Consider the following 19,366-nt stretch of genomic DNA (forward strand, 5'->3'; position numbering starts at 1 on the left):
CCCCGCCGTGTTGAGGCGCGCTGGGGCTTACTTCACAGGGTCGAGCACGAAGTCGTAGGTGACCTGCTTGCCGTTGCCCGATGCTGCTGGGTGCACGTCGAGCATCAGTTCCGGCTTCACCGCGGTGGCGATGTCGTCGTCGTTGTGCGCATCGCCCGGGAAGTACAGCTGGGCGGTGAGCAACTCGTGGCCCTCGGCGGAGACCTTCAGGTGCAGGTGCGCTGGGCGCCACGCGTGCCAGCCGGCGGCGACGATCAGCTGGCCGCAGGCGCCGTCGGTCGGGATCTGGTACGGGGCTGGCTGCATGGTGTTGATCTGGAAGTTGCCTTCCTCGTCAGCAATGAAGGTGCCGCGCAGGTTCCACTCGGGGATGCCAGGGGCGAACTGCGAGTAGAAGCCCTCTTCGTCTGCGTGCCACAGCTCGATCTTGGCGTTCTTCAGCGCCGAGCCGTCGGTGGAGCGGACCTGGCCCTGGAAGAGCAGGTTGGTGCCCTTCTCGTCCTCGCGCATCGAGATGGTGGCAGGGGTGTTCTGCGAAGGCGCTTCGGGCACGTAGTAAGGGCCTTCGATCGAGCCCTTGTTGCCTTCGCGGTGGTCGGTGGCGACCTCTTCCACCGAGTGCTCCAGCCACACGTCCAGGAACAATGGCCATTCGCCGTCGTCGCCAACCTTGATCAACCATGCCTTCAGGGCATTGAACTCGTCGTAGCTCACGCGCTCTTCGAGGATGATGTCGTTGGCGGCCTTGACGAGCTTGGAAGCAAGCATGTTCACGCGCTCGGTGGAGGTCGCGATGCTGCCGAGCTTGCCGGAGTTGCGGAAGCTGTCGGTGGCGGCGTTGCCGGACTTGGCTGCAGTTGCGTCTGCTGGAGTTTCAGTGGTCATGGTGACTCCCCTAAATTATGTGGTGTGGCGGATGCGGATCCATACTGTGACCCCCATCATCCCGGGTGATTGATATTCAATGTAGTGCAGCGTCTATGCCAAGTGAAATACTCATTTGTCGGCCATTGGAACGTTTTGAATATCAATGCTTGTGGGCTGGGACACGGAGGGAATCCGCCGGTCCGGAAAAGTCCTAGGCCAGCGAATTCGGATGCTTGGCCAGCGCGGTGACCTTGATCTTCATGTACGGGTACATCGGGAAGCCGCTGAGGATTTCGTGCAGTTCGTCGTTGGATTCGACGTTGTACAGCGAGTGGTTCGCGTACTCGCCGACCACGCGCCAGATGCCCTGCATCTTGCCGCTGCGCTGCAGGCTTGCGGAGTACTCCTTTTCCCGGGCCTGGAAGTCAGCGACTTGCTCATTGGTCAGGTGGTCCGGGAAAACAACGTCCATACGGGCGAGGAACAACATGGGGATCTCCTTTAGTTCGAGGTGGAAAGCACGTGGTCCTGGCGGTAGCGCGCCAGCTTGGATTCGTCGATGGCGGCGCCCACGCCGGGCACGGTGCGCACCGGAATGCGGCCGTTGACGATCTGCAGCGGCTCGGCGAGCAGGTCATCGGCCATGTCCAGGAAATTGGACAGTTCGCCGGCGCGGCGGCTGGTGGCTTCGAAGGCCGCGCCGAAGGTCACCGTGGCCAGCGAGCCGACCTGGGTGTCGATCTGGTTGCCCATGGTGACATCCACGCCCAGTCCGGTGCACAGGCCCAGGATTTCGGTGGCTTCGGTGAAGCCCGAGCGGGCGGTCTTGATGCAGATTGCGTTCGCGCCGCCGGAGAGCAGTTCGCGCGAGGCATCGCCCGCGGTGGGCGCGGACTCGTCGGCGACGATCGGGATCGGGGAGCGTTCGACCAGGCGGCGTCGGCTCATCGCTTCCTTGGCATCGCACGGCTCTTCGAGCATGGTCAGGCCAAGGCCCTCGGTCTGGCGCAGCACCTCCATGGACTCGTTCGCGCTCCAGCCGCGGTTGGCATCCAGGTAGAGCTCCACGTCCTCGCCCAGCCCTTCGCGCAGCACGCGGCAGGCCTCGATGTCCAGGGCGAGCGGGCGGCGGCCGACCTTGAGCTTGAAGGTGGTGATGCCGTACTGCTCGCCGAAGCGCAGGGCCTCGTCGAGCAGCGCCTGGGCGGGCTTGAAGCCGAGCATGTGGCTCACGCGCATCGAGTCGGTGAAGCCGCCAAGCAGCTTGTGCACCGGCGTGCCCAGCGCCTGGCCGATGGCGTCCCAGACGGCGATGTCGATCGCGCCCTTGGCCACCTGGTTGTGGATGGTCCTATCCAGCACCTGGCGGATCTTGGCGCGGTCCATGATCTCCAGGCCGATCAGCTGCGGGGCGAAGACATCCTGCACGATCGCGACGATGGACTTCTGCGTCTCGCCGTAGGTGTACGGGCGCGGCGGGGCGTCGGCGGTGCCGATCACGCCTTCGTCGGTGTGCACGCGGATGAGCACGTGCTCGGCGGTGTGCACCTCGCCGCTGGCAAAGCGCAGCGGGTGGTTGTAGGGGATGGCGTAGGGGATTGTTTCAATCCGCTGGATTCGCATCGGGGTCCAGCCTTTCTAGGGGGTTGAGCAATGTGCAAAGTTCCAGGAAGTTGCGCACCAGCGCAGACTCGTTGCCGGCCTTCCAGGCGATCGCCAGGTCGACGGCCGGTGCGTTGCGCAGCGGCCGGAAGGTGATCCGGGTGCTGTGCGGCAGGTAGTGCGTGGTAGGCAGCAACCCGATGCCCAGGCCCGCGGCGACGAAGGTGAGCAGGGTGGAAGTTTCGCTGGCCACCTGCGCGATCTGCGGGGCGAAGCCCACGCGGCGGCAGGAGTCCATGATGATGTTGTTCACCGCGGAGGATGGCGGGTAGCAGATGAACTTCTCGCCAGCCAGCTGTTCCAGGTCCAGCTCATCGTGGGCGGCGAGCGGGTGGCCCAGCGGCAGCGCCACGGCCAGGTGGTCGCGGTCCAGCAGCATGTAGTCCACCTCGGTGCCGCGCACCGGCGGGCGCAGGATAGCCAGGTCCAGGCGTCCCTCGACCAGTCCCTCGACCATCTGCGGGGTGAGCATTTCGCCCTGCACATTCAGCTGCAGGCCCGGCATCTGCTGGGAGCTGGCTTCGATGAGCTTGGGCATGATGCGCGAGGTGGCGCTGCCGGTGGAACCCAGTCGCAGCACGCCCAGCGCGCCTTGGCCCACGGTGCGCACATCGCGGGAGAGCTGGTCGAGCTCTGCGAGCAGGATGCGTCCGCGGCGCAGCAGCAGCTCGCCGGCGTTGGTCAGTTCCACCTTGCGCGTGGTGCGGATCAGCAGCTGGGTATCCAGGGTCTCTTCGAGCTGCTTGATCTGCTGGGAGAGCGGGGGCTGCGCGATATGCAGGCGCGCCGCTGCGCGGCCGAAATGGCGTTCTTCGGCGACGGCGACAAAGTAGCGAAGTAGTCTCGTGTCCATGGTGCTCCGATCGTCGGACCGCGCGTCGAATGCGCAGAAGACGCTTGCTGGCAACTCTAACGCGGCGGTCCAAGAGGGTGAAATACTTATTCTGGGTCGATTGAGAGTCTACAAGTATGAATGACTGGGCCGCACTGTATTCGACGATTGATTTACAGACCTGAATCATGCCGGGAGGCACTGGACTGCCACGGACCGCCACGGCCCCATGTCGCCACTTGGCCACCAGCATGGCTCCTTCCTGGCGCTTGGCAGCGGGACAGCTCGCGGTTAGGGTGTGAATGTGACGCTGGGCACATGTTTCGTGTCCGCGCCAATTCCGACGAGGCGATCCATGAAGGGGTACGCAGATGAAGGCTTATGCCCAGGGCGAGAGCGGACCGCAGCTGATCGAAGAGACGATCGGAGCCAACTTCGAACGCACCGCTGCCCGCTTCGGCCCGGCAGAAGCACTGGTTGAAGCGGCCAGCGGACGGCGTTGGTCATGGAGTGACCTGGATGCGCAGATCAACGCCCTGGCCAAGGGCCTGCTGGCCGCCGGCCTGGAGGCGGGAGACCGGGTGGGCATCTGGGCGCCTAACTGCGCGGAATGGGTATTCGCGCAATACGCCACCGCGAAGATCGGCGTCATCCTGGTCAACGTCAATCCTGCCTACCGCACCCACGAATACGCCTACGCGGTCAACCACTCCGGGGTGCGCCTGCTGCTGGCGGTCTCCGAATTCAAGACCAGCAACTACCGCTCGATGGTGGAGGCGACCCGCGCCGACACCCCGAGCCTCGAACGCGTGGTCTACGTGGACACCGGGGACTTCGCGCAATTGCTGGCCGAGGGCGAGCAGGTCAGCGACGAGGAGCTGGCCCGGCATCTGGCGGCCACCAAGCCCGGGGATCCGATCAACATCCAGTACACCTCGGGCACCACCGGCTACCCCAAGGGCGCGGTGCTCAGCCACCGCAACATCCTGAATAACGGCTACCAGGTCACCGGCATGATCGACCTGGACGAGCATGACCGGCTGTGCATCCCGGTGCCGTTCTACCACTGCTTCGGCATGGTGATGGGCAACCTGGGCTGCACCTCCCGGGGCGCGACCATCGTCATCCCGGCCCCGGGCTTCGACGCCGACACCACGCTGCGGGTAGTGGCGGAGGAGAAGTGCACGGGCCTGTACGGGGTGCCCACGATGTTCATCGCCATGCAGAACCTGCCCAATTTCAAGGTCTTCGACCTCTCGTCGCTGCGCACCGGCATCATGGCCGGATCCATCTGCCCGGTCGAGGTGATGCGCCGCTGCATCGACGAGATGGGCATGGACGGGGTGTCCATTGCCTACGGCATGACCGAGACCTCGCCGGTCTCCTGCCAGACCCGCAGCGACGACGATATCGAGCGCCGCACCTCCACCATCGGCCGGGTGCACCCGCATGTGGAAATCAAGGTGGTGGACCCGGTGAGCGGCGAAACCCTGCAGCGCGGGGAAACCGGCGAATACTGCACCCGCGGCTACTCGGTGATGCTCGGCTACTGGAACGACGAAGACAAGACCCGGGCGGCCATCGACGACGAGGGTTGGATGCACACCGGCGACTTGGCGGTGATGCGCGAGGACGGGTACTGCACCATCGTGGGCCGCATCAAGGACATGGTGATCCGCGGCGGGGAGAACATCTACCCGGCGGAAATCGAGGAATTCCTCTACAAGCATCCGGATATCGAGGACGTGCAGGTGATCGGGGTGCCCGATGAGAAGTACGGCGAGGCGATCTGCGCCTGCATCCGCATGAGGGACGGCCGCGAACCCCTGGACGTCGCGGCCATCGGCGAATACTGCACCGGGCATCTGGCGCATTACAAGATCCCCGCCTACGTGCAGATCCTGCAGGATTTCCCGACCACCGTCACCGGGAAGATCCGCAAGAACCAGCTGCGCGAGGATGCGGCGAAAGTGCTCGAACTGTAGCCAAATGCCACCAGGCAGGGGCGCAAGGCACAGCGTTGCTTTGGGTGGAGGTGACCTTGGACATAAATACTGCGTCGATGATTTTTCCGACTGCTAGTTTTCCATGTAGCTTGCCTTGGGCAAGCCCGGCATGATTCGCTGATCCAGATCAGGTCCAGGCCAGGGGTTGCCAAGGAATCCGAACGTGAATGGGGCGCGTACTTGCAGAAACATTTCAGCCGCTTAGTGGGCATCGCTGTCATTTTGATCGTCGTTCTCGCGGCCTCGCTCTTGGCCTGGGCGTTGAGCATGAGCGGGAAGCCTGCGCTGATGTGGAACCCGATCGAGGTCCATATCGGAAAACTCTGGACTACTTTCTACAGCACCGAGCTGCCGGATCTGTCCATCCTCGCTTTCGCCGTCGCCGCAGCAGTGATCCTGGTGCTGCTGGTGGTCCTGGGCGAACGCTTTGTCACCTGGCGCTATCGCCGGACGCCGATCCAGAAATCGAGCCGGCCGCTGGCGCCCAAAGCGGTGATGGCCCGGACGCGGGGCATCTACGCCGGGCCGGTGACCGTGACCGTGCTGATCCCGGCGCACAATGAAGAAGCCTCCCTGCCGTACACCCTGAAAGCACTGGAAGAGCAGAGCTTCGCTCCCTCGCGCATCATCGTGGTTGCCGACAACTGCACCGACCGGACCGTGCAAGTTGCCCGCGAGCACGGGGTCGAGGTGTTCGAATCGGTGGAGAACAAGCACAAGAAGGGCGGCGCGCTGAACCAGGCGCTGCACTCGATCCTGCCCGGGATGGGCGATAACGACTGCGTCATGGTGATGGATGCCGACAGCCAGATCGGCGCGGACTTCCTGGCAACCGCCCGGGACCGCTTCACCTGGGACCGCGCGCTGATGTCCGTGGGCGGGCTGTTCCACGGAGAAGAGGGCCATGGGCTGATCGGCCAGTTCCAGCGCAATGAGTACACCCGCTACCAACGCGAAATCGGCCGTCGCGACGGCCGGGTCTTCGTGCTGACCGGAACGGCCTCGGTATTCCGCGCGACGGCCCTGCGCGAAGTGGCTGCGGCACGCGGGAGCATGCTGCCGGGCACCTGCGGCGAGGTCTACGACACGGAGGCTCTGACCGAAGACAACGAACTGACCATTGCGCTCAAAACCCTCGGCGCGCTGACCACATCGCCGCAGGACTGCACGGTGGTCACCGAGCTGATGCCCAACTGGAAGATGCTGTGGGCGCAGCGGCTGCGCTGGCAGCGCGGCGCCTTGGAGAACCTGGGCGCGTACGGAGTCACCCCGCAGACCACGCGGTACTGGGCCCAGCAGATCGGCATCGGCTACGGCGTGATCGCGCTGTTCAGCTATTTCGCGCTGATGATCATCATGCTGGTCTCCATGGACAACTGGGTGTGGTTCCCCTTCTGGATGCTGCTTGGAGCGCTCTTCGCTGTCGAGCGCGTGGTCACGGTCTGGCACGGCGGCTGGAAAGCCAGGATCATCGCCGCGCTGGTGATTCCGGAATTGGTCTATGACGCCTTCCTGGACCTTGCGTTCCTCAAGGGCGTAGGGGATATCGCGTTTGCCCGGAGCGCGGATTGGAAGCACGTCGACCACGCGGGCGCCGCACGTAAGGAAATCACCTCATGATGAACCACCTCGTCCAGATTCCACGTGGAATCATTCTTCCCGAAAGCGTTCTGCTCAGTGATTGGTTCGCGGTGCTCGCTTCGTTCGTCGCGATCAACACCGTGCTCTATCTGGTTCTGGGACTGGCCAAGCTGTTGCCGGTGATCCGGATCCGCAGCTCGCGGGGACGGGAACGGCGCTCAGAAACCCGGAATATCGATCCCGAGGCGTCCGTGTAGCTCATGCATCGCAGCTGGCAACCCCGCAAGCTCTATGCCCGGGCTGAAATAGAAGCCCTGCGCATAGTCGAAGTCCAGCTTCCGGGCCAGATCCAGATGTTCACCGGTTTCGATCCCCTCGACCAGAGTTCTGGCACCGATCTCGCGGGCAGCGGCCAGCAGGATGTCAACGTGTTCGCGAGCCTGCGTCGATGCCAGGTAGCGGATGAAAAGCGAACGGTCCAGCTTCACAATGTGCGGCTTCAGCCGGAGGATGCGCCCCCGCGTTGCATAGCCGATGCCGGCATCGTCAACCAGCAGCAGGCAGCCGAGCTCATCTGCATGGATGCGGGCGGCATCGCAAACTTCCGGCGCGGACTGCTCGTGCAGTTCCAGGCCCCAGAGCAGCCGGGGATCGAGTGCCGGCTCTGAGTGCGCGAACGCCCTGATCGCTGGACCCGAAGCATTCATGGTGAGCAGCAGCCCGTCGGGCAGGCCTTGGCTGGATTCGACAATGCGCTCCAGAGCGCGAAGCTCAAGTTCTACCAGGTTGCCTTCGGTCCGGGCCGCGGAGAAATGCTCGTCAGGGCTGCGCCCGTCGCTGAAGCGCGCCAGTGCCTCGAAACCCAGCAGCGTTGTGGAACGCAGGTTGATCAATGGCTGGAATACGAACTTCATGGACTACCTAACCTGGCGGTATGGGCTGGCAACTTGATTGCTGATTAGGCTGTTGCTACGAATGAGATCTTACCGCGCCACTGGCCGGGATCACGCGGTTAAGATGAATTAAAGAGAAAGCGGGTGATGGCATGCCGAGGACAATGGATCGGCGGTCAAACGACGACGGAATTTGGTGGAGCCGGTTCCTGCCAGCCAGGCTCCGCCGCATCAAGCGATTGGAAGTGGCTGTCACAGGGATGGTGGCAGTTTTCCTGCTGCTTTTCTATGTGGTCAACCTGGGCAATGATTTCAGCTCTCCGCTCTTCCAGAAGCTGGCGGTAGCCAGGGTTGCCGGGGCGCTGGGGCTGGTGATCGCCGTGTGGTGGATGCTGGATCGTTTTCCGTTGTGGATCGCCTATCTCGGGGCCCTGGCCGAACTGTCGGCCTTCGTGGTCTTCGTGGGTTTTTCGCTAAACCATGAGCAGATCGTCTTCAGGCTCCAGGAATTTCCGCTCATCGCACTGTACATGTCGTGGCTCTTTCCCCCGGCCGTCACCCGGTGGACCATCTACCCGATCATGGCTTTCACGATTCCCTACTCGGTGTTCTTCGGCCCTGCTGTGGGCACCGAGCACCAAAGCGGGCTGTTGAACGTGCTGAGCTTGGTCTTCTTCACCGTCGCCGGGATGTTCGTCGGCCTCTACGTCAAGCGCCGGTTCCGCCAGCAAACCCAGATCGACGCATTGACCGGGGCCTTGAACCGCGTCGGGCTGGCCGTGCGCGGCGATGCCGCCTTGCTCTCCTCCCGGAAATACCGCAGGCCCCTGGCTGTGGCGCTGCTGGACCTGGACGGATTCAAGGAGATCAACGACCAAGGCGGCCACGAAGCCGGGGATCTTGCCTTGAAGCAACTGGTGCGGCATCTGCGCAGTGCCACGCGGGCCGGGGACCTGGTCAGCCGCTTGGGCGGCGATGAATTCGTGCTGGTTTTCCCTAATACGACCCGTGGCCAGGCTCAGGTGCTGATGGAGCGCATCGAGCTTACATCGCCGCTGGCGTGGAGCTTCGGAACGGCAGAAGCCCGCACGGATGACAACTTGAGCACGATGATTCTCCGGGCCGACCGGGACATGTACTCCTCCAAGCGCCTGCGGACGGCCGAACGCGGGAAGAGCGCGGAGGGAAGCTGAGCTCCGTGCCCTAGTTCAGCTTTCCGCCCAGGCGGTCCTGCATCTTCTGGCTGGCCTCGTTCAGGCCGCGGATTTCCACGGTTTTCCCGTAGTTCTGGTACTTGGTGCGGATCGAATCCAGGGCGGCGATGGTCGAGGCGTCCCACAGGTGCGAATCAGACATGTCGATGATGACCTTCTCGGGGTCCTGCGCGTAGTCGAACTGGGTGTACAGGTCGTTCGAGGAGGCGAAGAACAGTTCGCCGTTGACCTTGTACACGGCGGCATCCGGGGTTGCGCTGCGATCCACGGTGACCATATGCGCCACCCGATTGGCGAAAAGCACCATCGCCGAGAGGATGCCCGCCCCTACGCCGATGGCCAGGTTGCTGGTGATCACGGTGAGCGCCACGGTGATGGCCATGACGAAGGTTTCGCTCTTGGGCATCATCTTCAGCGTGCTCGGTCGGATGGAATGCCAGTCGAAGGTGGTCGCCGAAACCACGATCATCACCGCCACCAGGGCCGCCATCGGAATCTGCGCGACAATGTCGCCGAGCAGCACCGCGAGCAGCAGCATGAAGATGCCGGCGAAGGCGGTGGAGATGCGGGTGCGCCCGCCGGAGACCTTCACGCCCACCATGGTCTGGCCGATCATCGCGCAGCCGCAGATGCCGCCGAAGAAGCCGGTGACGATATTCGCGGTGCCCTGTGCCCAGGACTCGCGGGTCTTGCTTGACGGGGTATCGGTGATGTCATCGACCAGCTTGGCGGTCAGCAGCGATTCGAGCAGCCCCACGAAGGCCACCGCGATCGCGTAGGGCGCGATGATCTGCAGGGTCTCCAGGTCCAGCGGCACCCCGGGTAGGTGGAAGAGCGGCAGCGAATCAGGCAGTTCGCCCTTGTCGCCCACGGTCGGAACGGCGACCTTGGCAAAGATGGTGATCGCGGTGAGCACCACGATGGCGATCAGCGGAGCCGGAACCGCCTTGGTGATCTTCGGGAAGAAGCACACGATGGCCACGCCCAGGATCACCAGCGGGTAGACCATCCACGGGACATTGCGCAGCTCGGGCATCTGCGCCCAGAAAATCGAGATGGCCAGGCCGTTGACGAAGCCGATCATCACCTGGCGCGGGATGAAGCGCAGCAGCTTGGCCACGCCCAGCAGCGCCAGCGATACCTGGATGATGCCGGCCAGGACCACCGTGGCGAAGAGGTATTCCACCCCGTGGGTACGAACCAGCGGGGCGACCACCAGAGCCACCGCGCCGGCAGCTGCCGAAATCATCGCCGGGCGCCCGCCAGTGATCGCGATGACCACCGACATCGTGAAGGACGCGAAGATGCCCACGCGCGGGTCGACTCCGGCGATCACGGTGAAGGCGATGACCTCGGGGATCAGTGCCAGGGAGACTACCAGGCCGGCGAGCAGCTCTGTCTTGAGCAATCGCGGGGACTTCAGGGTGCGTAGCACCGACTGTCGTTGCAGGGGCGTCAGTTCAGCGGTCGCGGTACTCACCGGGGCTCCGTTTCGTCAGATGTCCCAGGGAAGGGAAATTGGGAACCCGTCTACGTTATCGCACCTATGCCCGATTGGGCTCAGGGCTGCAGATCGGACGCAGGCGCTGACCGTCATTCGGGAGGTACGCGCTCGCCGGTTGGGAGAATGAACAGATTGCTCAACAGTCAGAGCCCAGGCCTGGTACTCTCCACGAGGTCTTTACTGAGAAAGCACCGTTTCCTGCCAAATTACGCTGCGGAGCCAATCAATCCACGGTGGGTTGTGGTTACGACTACTGAATGTTCCTATCGACGAGATTTCCATTCCGCTGTCGAAGTTTCGTGGTGACGAGCGGTGCATGCTCGAATCCACATGGAGGAAGGTCGGTACTTTGTTCGCACGGATTTCATCAGTGCTGCGCGGTCCTGCGAATCGTTACTTTGGTGCCGGTGAGGGGTGAATATCAAAATTGCCGTCACAACCCTGCTGTGGGTCTAAGTCGGAGAAATTGAAGCGCACGGTAGGCACAGCCGACTTATTTAACTGCTGAACCAGATCGTATGGCCTCCATCGGCATGCCACATGACCGGAGGCCAAATGCAGTGTCTGAATCACAATATTGAATTGTAGGCTCGATGGCTCGTCTGCTGGTCTGACAGTCGGTTGCATGACCAATGCTGAAAATTTCAGCGATGTTCGGTACGGGTCAACCTGTCTCCTTTGGTGCGGCCATCATCACGCTGAGAAGCCACGCCTGGTTTGCCCCCTTTTCACGTTTGGCAACGTCACATACTGGCGTAAGGAACTGGATGCTTATCACAAAAGCTCGCCGACACCGCGAAGGTTTATTTCACCGAGGCTGACTCTGTGCAGATATTGACCCGGTGCTTCTTGCTCAGCGGTGTCCCGACTGCAATATAGGCCTGTAGGCTGTGGGGACTCCATGATTCCGAAGATTGGATTCCCATCGCCATCCTCGTCGTACGGCAATAAAGTAGTATGCGTGAGATACAGAATGCCGCCCCCTGTCAGTTCCATGCCTTCAGTATTCTGGACCTTCCGAGCTTCCCAGCTGACTTGAGTTTCTGGGTACTTTTCCTGAATCTCATAGCATTCACGCTCACTGGCCACGATCGCAATTATTGGCTCTATGTGTTCTAGATCTGGAAACGGGCTGGGTTGTTTACCGTAGACAACGAAAACCATCAGTTCCTCTGAATATTTCGATCTAAGACGATTCTTGATTTTTGTCAGGATATTGCTTAGAGGCGGCATCGAACCCCCTTCTGCACAGGAGCATAAGCATCAGCATAGTAAGTCTTGCCATTGTAGACAATTGTTCCGAGGGTGCGACCTGACCAAGTGGTCGTTTTTGCATATTTACATGTCAGCGCGTGATTTGTCTGCTGGAAGACAGTCGGGTAGTAGGTGCCATTATGTTTACCAGCTTTTATCTTTTGGGCTGGCTGGCCAATCGCGCGACCACCCTTGACCCACCACGCAAGCCGCTTAAAACGTGCCTGGGAAGAATGGTGGATCGCAGTGACTTTCTTGGTGCAATAGGTAGTGGATTTGAAGCCACCCGTCTCGTACTTCCCGGATTTTCTGGTGTGAAAACCTTCGGCCACGATCTTGCAAGGCCCATAGTTAACCTTTGCCATGGTCCCCACGTTGAATCCCGCTTGACGCAGTTCATCCATCATGTTCATTTTGGCTACTGCTTCGGCAGGTGATGCCGCTTCAATGTAGTTGGATTCTGCAGAGGTCTTTTCGGAGAAAAAAATCTTTCGTTGAAAGGGCGTATTCCGAGGACTGCTGCAACGTGTAGGTTTCGCCAACCGGAGTTTCAACAGCTTGCGCCGTCCCTGGCGATACAGTCACCAAAGACAATGCAAGGGGTAATGCGACAAAGGAAAATTTCATCATTATGGCCTAAGTCGAATATTAAACATTTAGATATGAATGGGACGTTTTTATTATCGATAGTAGTGTAACCGATTTTCGAGAATCTACCATTGGTCCAAGTCCGCACATGGAATTTAGGTTCCACGGCCGCGGGGTGCGGTTATTAGGAACTTTGGCCATTCTGATACCCCTGGTAGCCCTGATCGCAACTCTCCTTCCATGCCGTAATCATGATGCCCAAATTCTCCTTCGCACGGTCGATGCCGTTGGTTACGAGATCTTGGGCCGCGCCTTCGTATTTCTCGATGGTTAGACATAACGTTCTGCTTACAAGGAGCCCATAACCGTCAGCCGGAGCTGCGATATAGGAGTCAAGCGAAATTAATAGTCACAATTCAGTCACTCCGGATGTTTTTAAGCCCGACGTTAATGCATAAAGGACAGGCTCGACTTAGCCCCTCAGCCGACCGATTCACATCGGGGTCACTAAATCAGGTCGCAGATGGCACCTAGATCGTAAGACTTGTGGACGGACCAGGCTGTTGCCGAGGACCGCGGATAAAAGTATTGAGAAATTCAGGACATGATAGCCCCGGGGGCGAATCGGGGTTAGATTCACGAACGACTTTCAATGCCAAAATGTATACCCTTTTCGATATGTCCATCCATGAAAGCGTGTGTGAGCGGAGCCAAAAGTTGCAGGTGAGCGAGCTGCGATCGACCGGAACAAGTGTTTGCCGAACGTGGGGTATCGTCATGGTAAGTAGTGCCTCCGAGGTGGAACAAGGGCAAGGCGCTATTGAGGCCAGAGGGCGGGTCGTTGATCCAATCTGTTCAATAAAGGGCGAGTAGCTCTGTAGGGCAACTCACTTAAAGTGGGCACCCAACTACCCGACTATCCGCCGGCCGGTTAAAATCGTAACCCCGGCGAATTGCTTTGCCGGGGTTACTCGATCATCACTCGCACCTTCATGAGGTATTTACCACTGTAGGGTGCAAAGCTATGCCGGCGCTGAGCGCCAACTGCAGGTTTGGGGAATTGCTTCAACTCCATGAGGGCGGGCCGCAGGGCCGGCGGACTGCTGGACACGAGCAAAAAGGTTTTGGATACAGAAACTGGCACTGTCGCAAGACCGACAGTGCCAGTTTCTACGTCATCACTCGCACCTTCATGAGGTACTTAATACTCTAAGTTGGCATTCTGTGGATGCGGTAAGCATGCACTGCGCGTAGGCCATGGATCCCTGGAGGTGAACTAGATCTTCTCCGGGGCGGGCTTGGCCAGTGCCGGGATGCACAGGGCGATCAACCCCGCCAGCAAGGAGATTCCCGCACCGAGCCACAGGGTCATGTGGAACCCGGCTTCGGAGGGCAGTACCGTGCCGTGGAAGTCGGTGGTCATCTGGGCCAAAACCAGGCCAATCACTGCCGCACCCGAGGTGGTACCCAGCGAACGCATCAGGGTGTTGAAGCCGTTGGCGGCACCGGTTTCGCTGCGTGGCACTGCGCCCATGATGATGGCTGGCATTGCGCCGTAGGCCAGGGCCACGCCAGAGTTGATGACCAGGCTGGTGATCAGCAGGCCCCAGAGGCTGCCCATGCCAATCTGGCCTACCGCGTAGCCAGCGGACATGATGAAAATACCCAGCACCAGGGTGAACTTTGGGCCCTTGGCGCTGGTCAGTCGACCGCCCACAGGGGAGAGGAAGAGCATCATCAGGCCGGCTGGAGCCATCCAGAGGCCGGCGGCCAGTACGCCCTGCCCCAGTCCGTAGCCTGCCTCGGTAGGCATCTGCAGGATCTGCGGCATCACCAGCGAGCTGGAATACATGCCGAAGCCCACGAAGATCGAGGCGATATTGGTCAACAGCACCCGGGGTATTGCGGCGGTGCGCAGGTCCACCAGCGGTGCACTGGTGCGTAGTTCCCATACTCCCCACAGCAGGAAGACGATGACCGCGCCGATCAGCAGGCTTAGTACCAGCGGGGAAGCCCAGCCCCAGGTGGAGCCCTTGGAAACGCCGAGCATCAGGGCGATCAAGCCGATGGCCAGGCCGATGGCACCAAGCCAATCGAAGCGGGTTTTCGCGCCGATGGTTGGAATTGCCGGAATGAACTTCAAGATCAGTGCGGCCACCACAACGGTAATCGCCGAACCGAAGAAGAACAGCACGCGCCAGGAAGAGAACTCGATCAGCGCTGCGGAGAGCGGCAGGCCGATCGCACCGCCCACACCCAGGGTGGCTGAAACCGTGGCGATGGCTGCCGGCAGATGCGCCTTATCCACGAGGTCGCGCAACATTGCGATACCCAGAGGGATCATGCCTGAACCAAAGCCTTGCAAGGCCCGGCCGATGATCATGACGGTGACATTTGGTGCCAGGGCACAAACGATTCCACCGAGGATCAGCGGGATGGCCAGGATCAGGATCATTCGGCGTTTGCCGAACATATCACCGAGACGACCGGAAATCGGCATCACTACGGCAGCTGCCAGCAGGGTCGCGGTGATGATCCATGCGGTGTTATCCGGTGAGGTGCTGAAGATTCCAGGCAGCTGGGGGATCAGTGGGGCAACCATCGTCTGGGTGAGCGATGAGGCGATGCCTGCCGTGGCGAGGATGCCGACGGCGAGTCCGGATTTCGGATGTCCGGTGGGGGTGGGGTTGGGCACAAGAGCCTTCCGGGATAAATGTGTAAGCTACATACTGTATGTATTTTACACATTGGAGAAGTTCGGAATGAAGCGCCATCTGGAACAGATCGAATACGAGCAGCTCATGCTCAGCCGCTACACCATCGCGCAGCAGCGCCAGTTCGGTGGTGTCGATCGCAGCGTGTACCTGCTGATGAGTCGCATTCAGGCCCAGGGTCCGCTGAGTATCGCGGAACTAAGCCACGGGCTGAGGCTGGACAACTCCACCCTGCAACGCCAGGTAACCCATGGAATCGACGATGGCTACCTAGAACGCATCGCAGATCCCGATGGCCATATTGCGCGTAAGATCACGCTGACCGACCTGGGGTTGGCGAAGCTGGAGCATGCCCGCGAAGTAACCCTCCATGCCCTGGATCGAATCCTGAATGAGTGGGAGGCTGAGGACGTTGAGCAGTTCGCCGGCTACCTGCAGCGCTTCAACGCTTCCATCGAGGAGTACCGCGACTCCCAGCGGGACTAATCACGAACTTGGTTAAAGAAAGATTCCCGCCGGGCAATATCCGACGGGAATCCTTACGATCATCACTCGCACCTTCAAGAGGTGTTTTAAACTCTAATGCCGCTTTCTGTGCCATTCCTTTGGCAGAGCTAGCTATTAGCGATGCACTTGAAAAGCATCTGCGAGCCAGACAAATGCACATAAGCAGGCCCCGAACTTCGCTCGAACTACAGTCAAAAGACCATAGGTGCAGGTCTCAAGAGTGCCTAGGCTGATGGGTATGACTTCAACCCAGCATTCGATGCCCTGCAAGGTGGCCATTGTGCCCGACTCCTTCAAGGGAAGTGCCCGCGCCAGCGGGGTAGCTGCGGCCTTGGCACGAGGCTTCAGCAAGGGTGCGGCTAGCCGGTCGCGGGCAGTCGAGATTACCGCGGTGCCCTTCGCCGACGGCGGCGAGGGAACCCTTGAAGCGCTGATCGACACCTGGGGGACCGAGGCGATCGCACTGGAGACCACCGACGCCTTGGGGCGCCCGGTCACCTCCCGGCTGGGGCTTTCGGCCGACGGGAAAATCGCGGTGGTGGAAGCGGCCGAAGCAGCCGGGTTGCCTCAGGTGAGCGACGTGCCACGGCAACCACTGGATGCCACTACCTATGGGTTGGGCACACTGGTATCTCACGCGCTGGACCTAGGGGTCACCCGGATCATCCTGTGCCTAGGCGGTTCAGCAACCACCGATGGCGGAACGGGTTTGCTCAGCGCACTGGGCGCAAAATTCTTGGACGCCAACGGGGAGCAGCTTCCCGCAGGGGGCGGGGCGCTGAACCGGTTGTCGCGGATCGACGTTTCGCAGCTGGATGCCCGGGCCGGGCAGGTTAACTGGCAAATCGCCTGCGATGTCACCAACCCGCTACTGGGCGCCAAGGGTGCGGCTGCGATCTTCGGGCCGCAAAAGGGCGCCAGTGAAAATGATGTCCAGGTTCTGGATCAGGGGTTGGCGCAACTGGCCGATGTCTTGGAAGCCGATACCGGCCGGGCACTGCGTGAGCAGCCGGGCATGGGGGCTGCCGGCGGGATTGCGGTGAGCCTAGGGTCCTACTTCGAGGTGGAGCTGGTGCCGGGCTGGGATTTGGTGGCCAAGGTACTTGGTGCCCATGAAATTCTGGCCGACGCTGACCTGGTGATCACCGGTGAAGGCCGGCTGGATGCGCAATCCTTGGACGGCAAGGTAGTCTCCGGGGTGTTGCAGGCTGCCGGTGAACAGGCCGAGGTGATCGTGGTGGCCGGTTCGGTGCAGCTGTCCGATGAGCAGTTGGAGGCCTCGGGAATCCTGGCCGCGTACTCGATTGCGCCAGGCCCGGCCACGCTGGCAGAACTTTCAGCAGACACCATGGAACTAGCCGAGCGCACAGCTTTCAGCGTGGCCCGAACCTTCCTGCGCTAGACGCTAGAAAATATCAAGCTTGAGCAGGCCGGCATTCAGAATAATCTTGGCCGAAGCCTCATAGTGGGTTCGCAAGCGCGCAGCCAAGGCAGGTGCATCCCGATCAAGTGCCGCCTGCAGTATGGCCTCATGCTCGGCCTCAACATTTCGGTGCGTGGCACCCTGCGAAGCGGCCGCCCAACGCCGGTAGAGCAAGGTGGAATTGGCCAGGTTGGCCGACAGCTCAAGGATCGGCGGGCAGGCGCATGGAGCCAGCAGCAGCTGATGGAAATCGCGGTGCGCCTTACCCCATTCAGGGGTGAACTGCTCCGGGTTATCTTGTTGCCGGCGCGGTGCCTTGGACAGCCTGTAATGCGTGGCAATCAGCGCGGACTCCCACTCCAGATCCCCGCGGGTGATGGCCAGATTGACCGCCAATTCCTCGGTGACACAGCGCAGCTCAGTCTGATCCTGCAACTGCTGCAGGTTCAGCTCCGGTACGAAAAATCCGCGGTTGGGGATCGCCGCCACCAAACCCTCACCGGAAAGCCGGGTGAGGGATTCGCGGATAACGGTGGTGCTGGTGGAAAAACGCTGGGCCAGATGCGGGGGAGCCAGGCGCTCGCCGGGCATCCATGCGCCATCGAGGATGGCTTCGCGGATGCCGGATAGGGCAGCTTCTGCTGGCTTAGCCACGAGTTCCTTGCTTGGCGGCACCGAAGGTGCGCAGCACGGTGGCCTTGGCGCTGAGCGCCTCCAGAAGCTGGTCGACCTCGCGTGCTGGTGCAATGCCTGCTACATAGTAGTCTGGACGCACCAGCAGTACGGTACCGGTGGCGGTATCGAAGACCCGGTTGATGTCCTTGGCCCTCACGCTATCGCCGTCCTGATTGGTGAAGACCAGCTGGGATCCGGCAGCCACCTCAATGGTGTTCCAGCCGGCCGACAGCAGCTCGTCGAGCATCACAGTGGCGCCATTGACCTCAAGGTTTGGCTGCGGAAGCATGCGACCGGCAAAGTTCTGGGCCAGGTGCGGAACCCCGGAAACCGGTGCGGCGACGGTGCCGGTGGTGTAGTGAGGCTGCTTGAGGAAGCGCATGCCGGTTAGCCAGCGGTTCAGCGGTGGGATGATGCGGGTGCTGGTGACCACGGCATCGCGCACGCGGGTGATCACGGGGTTGGTGTTCATCACTACCCAGCCGATGCGCTTGGAAAGCTTGACCATTTCCTCGGCATGCGGGCGACGCTCGGTTTCGTAGTCATCGATGAGCACTTCGCTTGCTTCACCCTTGATGACCGCGGCCAGGCGCCAAGCAGCACCCACGGCGTCGCGGATGCCGGCGTTCAGCCCCTGCCCTGCGAAGGGCGGCATCAGGTGCGCGGCGTCGCCGGCCAACAGGATGCGTCCCTTGCGGTAGGTGTCGGCGATGCGCTGGTGTGCGGTGTAGACCGCGGCGCGGCGTACGGAGACCACGTTGGTGTCCTGGAATGGTGCGACCAGGGCGGTGATGGATTCGGGGGTGATCATCGCGTCGCCATCTTCGTGATCGAAGAGCATGAATTCATAGCGGCGGCGGCCACCGACCCCGGGGACCACTACGGCCGGGCGCTGCCCGTTGCAGTGGAAGGACGCGAAAGGTTCGGGGTTGCCCGGCACATCCAGCAGATCCACCACGATCCAGCGTTCGGTTTGGGTGGAACCCTGCAGGCCGATGCCCAGTTCGCGTCGGGTGAAGGAGCGACCGCCGTCGCAGGCAAGTACCCATTTGGCTTTGAACTCGAGGGCGGTTTCTTCGCCTTCTGCTACTGCGTAGGGGTTCTGCCCGGTGTCTGCTGCCTTGGAGCCGTTGAATCCGGTGGTGGCTTCGCCGGTGCGGGTGGCGTGCACGATCACGTGGTCGGCATGCTGTTCGATCCTGGTGGCCGCGGTGGCGTAGTGCAGGCCCAGGTTCTGGCGCAGTGTGGCGGCCTCGTAGAGCAGGCCTTCCATGATTGGCTGGTCGAACTGGCTCTTGCCGGGCTGACCTAGGCGGGGTTTGCCGGGGCGAACGTCGGCAATGACCTTGCCGCCCAGGCCGAAGTAGCGGGCACCGGTGTCCATGAGCATCTGCGGTCCCAGCTCATCCATGATTCCCAGGTGCGCCATGACGCGCAGGGTTTCATCGGTGGCGCTGATGGCACGTGGCTCATCGCCACTGCCCGGGTTCTTTTCGATCAATGCAACCTGCAGGCCGGTATCTGCCAGCAGGTTGGCGGCGGTCAGGCCGGTGGGACCCGAGCCGATGACCAGGACGTCGATTTCATGAGACTGTGCCACTGCCCGCTACTTCCTTTGTGCTTCGTGTATTAACAGTGCGCGGCTG

Annotated in this window: 17 protein-coding genes; 6 read left to right on the forward strand and 11 right to left on the reverse strand. The window is 61.3% G+C overall.

Annotation, left to right across the window (positions count from 1 at the left end):
• Positions 1-27: 27 nt before the first annotated feature.
• The 4 genes from catA to EDF61_RS09190 all read right to left on the reverse strand — a co-directional run bounded on the left by catA (position 28) and on the right by EDF61_RS09190 (position 3,382).
• Positions 28-885, reverse strand: coding sequence for a catechol 1,2-dioxygenase (gene catA, locus EDF61_RS09175; protein WP_133833881.1), 858 nt, complete (start codon positions 883-885; stop codon positions 28-30).
• Between the two features lie 193 nt (positions 886-1,078).
• The gene (gene catC / locus EDF61_RS09180) at positions 1,079-1,357 is read right to left on the reverse strand and encodes a muconolactone Delta-isomerase (protein WP_105656482.1); all 279 of its coding nucleotides are present in this window, start codon (positions 1,355-1,357) and stop codon (positions 1,079-1,081) included.
• A gap of 11 nt (positions 1,358-1,368) precedes the next feature.
• The gene (locus EDF61_RS09185) at positions 1,369-2,490 is read right to left on the reverse strand and encodes an enolase C-terminal domain-like protein (RefSeq protein ID WP_105656481.1); all 1,122 of its coding nucleotides are present in this window, start codon (positions 2,488-2,490) and stop codon (positions 1,369-1,371) included.
• On the reverse strand, positions 2,471-3,382 hold the full coding sequence (locus EDF61_RS09190; protein ID WP_105662373.1) for a LysR substrate-binding domain-containing protein: 912 nt from the start codon (positions 3,380-3,382) through the stop codon (positions 2,471-2,473). Before EDF61_RS09190 ends, EDF61_RS09185 begins: the two co-directional genes overlap by 20 nt.
• 350 nt (positions 3,383-3,732) lie before the next feature.
• Here EDF61_RS09190 and EDF61_RS09195 point away from each other — a divergent pair, with 350 nt between their 5' ends.
• The 3 genes from EDF61_RS09195 (at position 3,733) to EDF61_RS09205 (ending at position 7,205) form a co-directional block, all read left to right on the forward strand.
• On the forward strand, positions 3,733-5,346 hold the full coding sequence (locus EDF61_RS09195; RefSeq protein ID WP_105656480.1) for an AMP-binding protein: 1,614 nt from the start codon (positions 3,733-3,735) through the stop codon (positions 5,344-5,346).
• Positions 5,347-5,571: 225 nt separating this feature from the next.
• Positions 5,572-6,987 carry a glycosyltransferase family 2 protein gene (locus tag EDF61_RS09200; protein ID WP_286172178.1) on the forward strand — a complete coding sequence of 472 codons (1,416 nt, stop codon included), beginning with the start codon at positions 5,572-5,574 and terminating at the stop codon, positions 6,985-6,987.
• Positions 6,984-7,205, forward strand: coding sequence for a hypothetical protein (locus EDF61_RS09205; RefSeq protein WP_286172179.1), 222 nt, complete (start codon positions 6,984-6,986; stop codon positions 7,203-7,205). Before EDF61_RS09200 ends, EDF61_RS09205 begins: the two co-directional genes overlap by 4 nt.
• Here EDF61_RS09205 and EDF61_RS09210 read toward each other — a convergent pair.
• Entirely contained in the window at positions 7,167-7,862 is a 696-nt protein-coding gene (locus EDF61_RS09210) for an EAL domain-containing protein (RefSeq protein WP_105662275.1), read from the reverse strand. The two genes, EDF61_RS09205 and EDF61_RS09210, sit on opposite strands and share 39 nt — an antisense overlap.
• Before the next feature lie 224 nt (positions 7,863-8,086).
• Here EDF61_RS09210 and EDF61_RS09215 point away from each other — a divergent pair, with 224 nt between their 5' ends.
• Positions 8,087-9,034: a GGDEF domain-containing protein gene (locus EDF61_RS09215; protein WP_166650757.1), complete on the forward strand. Its 948-nt coding sequence runs from the start codon at positions 8,087-8,089 to the stop codon at positions 9,032-9,034.
• A 10-nt stretch (positions 9,035-9,044) separates the two neighbouring features.
• Here EDF61_RS09215 and EDF61_RS09220 read toward each other — a convergent pair whose 3' ends face one another.
• The 4 genes from EDF61_RS09220 to EDF61_RS09235 form a co-directional block, all read right to left on the reverse strand.
• Positions 9,045-10,535, reverse strand: a complete 1,491-nt coding sequence (locus tag EDF61_RS09220) for a SulP family inorganic anion transporter (RefSeq protein ID WP_133833882.1) — start codon at positions 10,533-10,535, stop codon at positions 9,045-9,047.
• Positions 10,536-11,333: 798 nt separating this feature from the next.
• A complete protein-coding gene (locus EDF61_RS09225; RefSeq protein ID WP_133833883.1) occupies positions 11,334-11,792 on the reverse strand; it encodes a hypothetical protein in 459 nt (152 codons plus the stop codon).
• Positions 11,780-12,226 carry a hypothetical protein gene (locus tag EDF61_RS09230; protein WP_208294245.1) on the reverse strand — a complete coding sequence of 149 codons (447 nt, stop codon included), beginning with the start codon at positions 12,224-12,226 and terminating at the stop codon, positions 11,780-11,782. Before EDF61_RS09230 ends, EDF61_RS09225 begins: the two co-directional genes overlap by 13 nt.
• 1,451 nt (positions 12,227-13,677) lie before the next feature.
• The gene (locus EDF61_RS09235) at positions 13,678-15,096 is read right to left on the reverse strand and encodes an MFS transporter (protein WP_286172180.1); all 1,419 of its coding nucleotides are present in this window, start codon (positions 15,094-15,096) and stop codon (positions 13,678-13,680) included.
• Positions 15,097-15,163: 67 nt separating this feature from the next.
• Between EDF61_RS09235 and EDF61_RS09240 the strand changes: the two genes are divergently transcribed.
• Together EDF61_RS09240 and EDF61_RS09245 are read left to right on the forward strand one after the other, a co-directional pair.
• Positions 15,164-15,601, forward strand: a complete 438-nt coding sequence (locus tag EDF61_RS09240; protein WP_105656474.1) for a MarR family winged helix-turn-helix transcriptional regulator — start codon at positions 15,164-15,166, stop codon at positions 15,599-15,601.
• Positions 15,602-15,860: 259 nt separating this feature from the next.
• Complete coding sequence (locus EDF61_RS09245; RefSeq protein WP_166650758.1) at positions 15,861-17,024, forward strand: glycerate kinase; 1,164 nt, start codon at positions 15,861-15,863, stop codon at positions 17,022-17,024.
• A 3-nt stretch (positions 17,025-17,027) separates the two neighbouring features.
• Here the strand turns inward: EDF61_RS09245 and EDF61_RS09250 are convergent, their stop codons facing one another.
• Entirely contained in the window at positions 17,028-17,699 is a 672-nt protein-coding gene (locus tag EDF61_RS09250) for a GntR family transcriptional regulator (protein ID WP_133833886.1), read from the reverse strand.
• Entirely contained in the window at positions 17,692-19,320 is a 1,629-nt protein-coding gene (locus tag EDF61_RS09255; RefSeq protein WP_133833887.1) for an FAD-dependent monooxygenase, read from the reverse strand. Before EDF61_RS09255 ends, EDF61_RS09250 begins: the two co-directional genes overlap by 8 nt.
• Positions 19,321-19,366: the final 46 nt, after the last annotated feature.

Origin of the sequence: Arthrobacter sp. JUb115, assembly GCF_004365035.1 — a bacterium.
In the GTDB taxonomy this organism is placed as follows: Bacteria; Actinomycetota; Actinomycetes; order Actinomycetales; family Micrococcaceae; genus Glutamicibacter.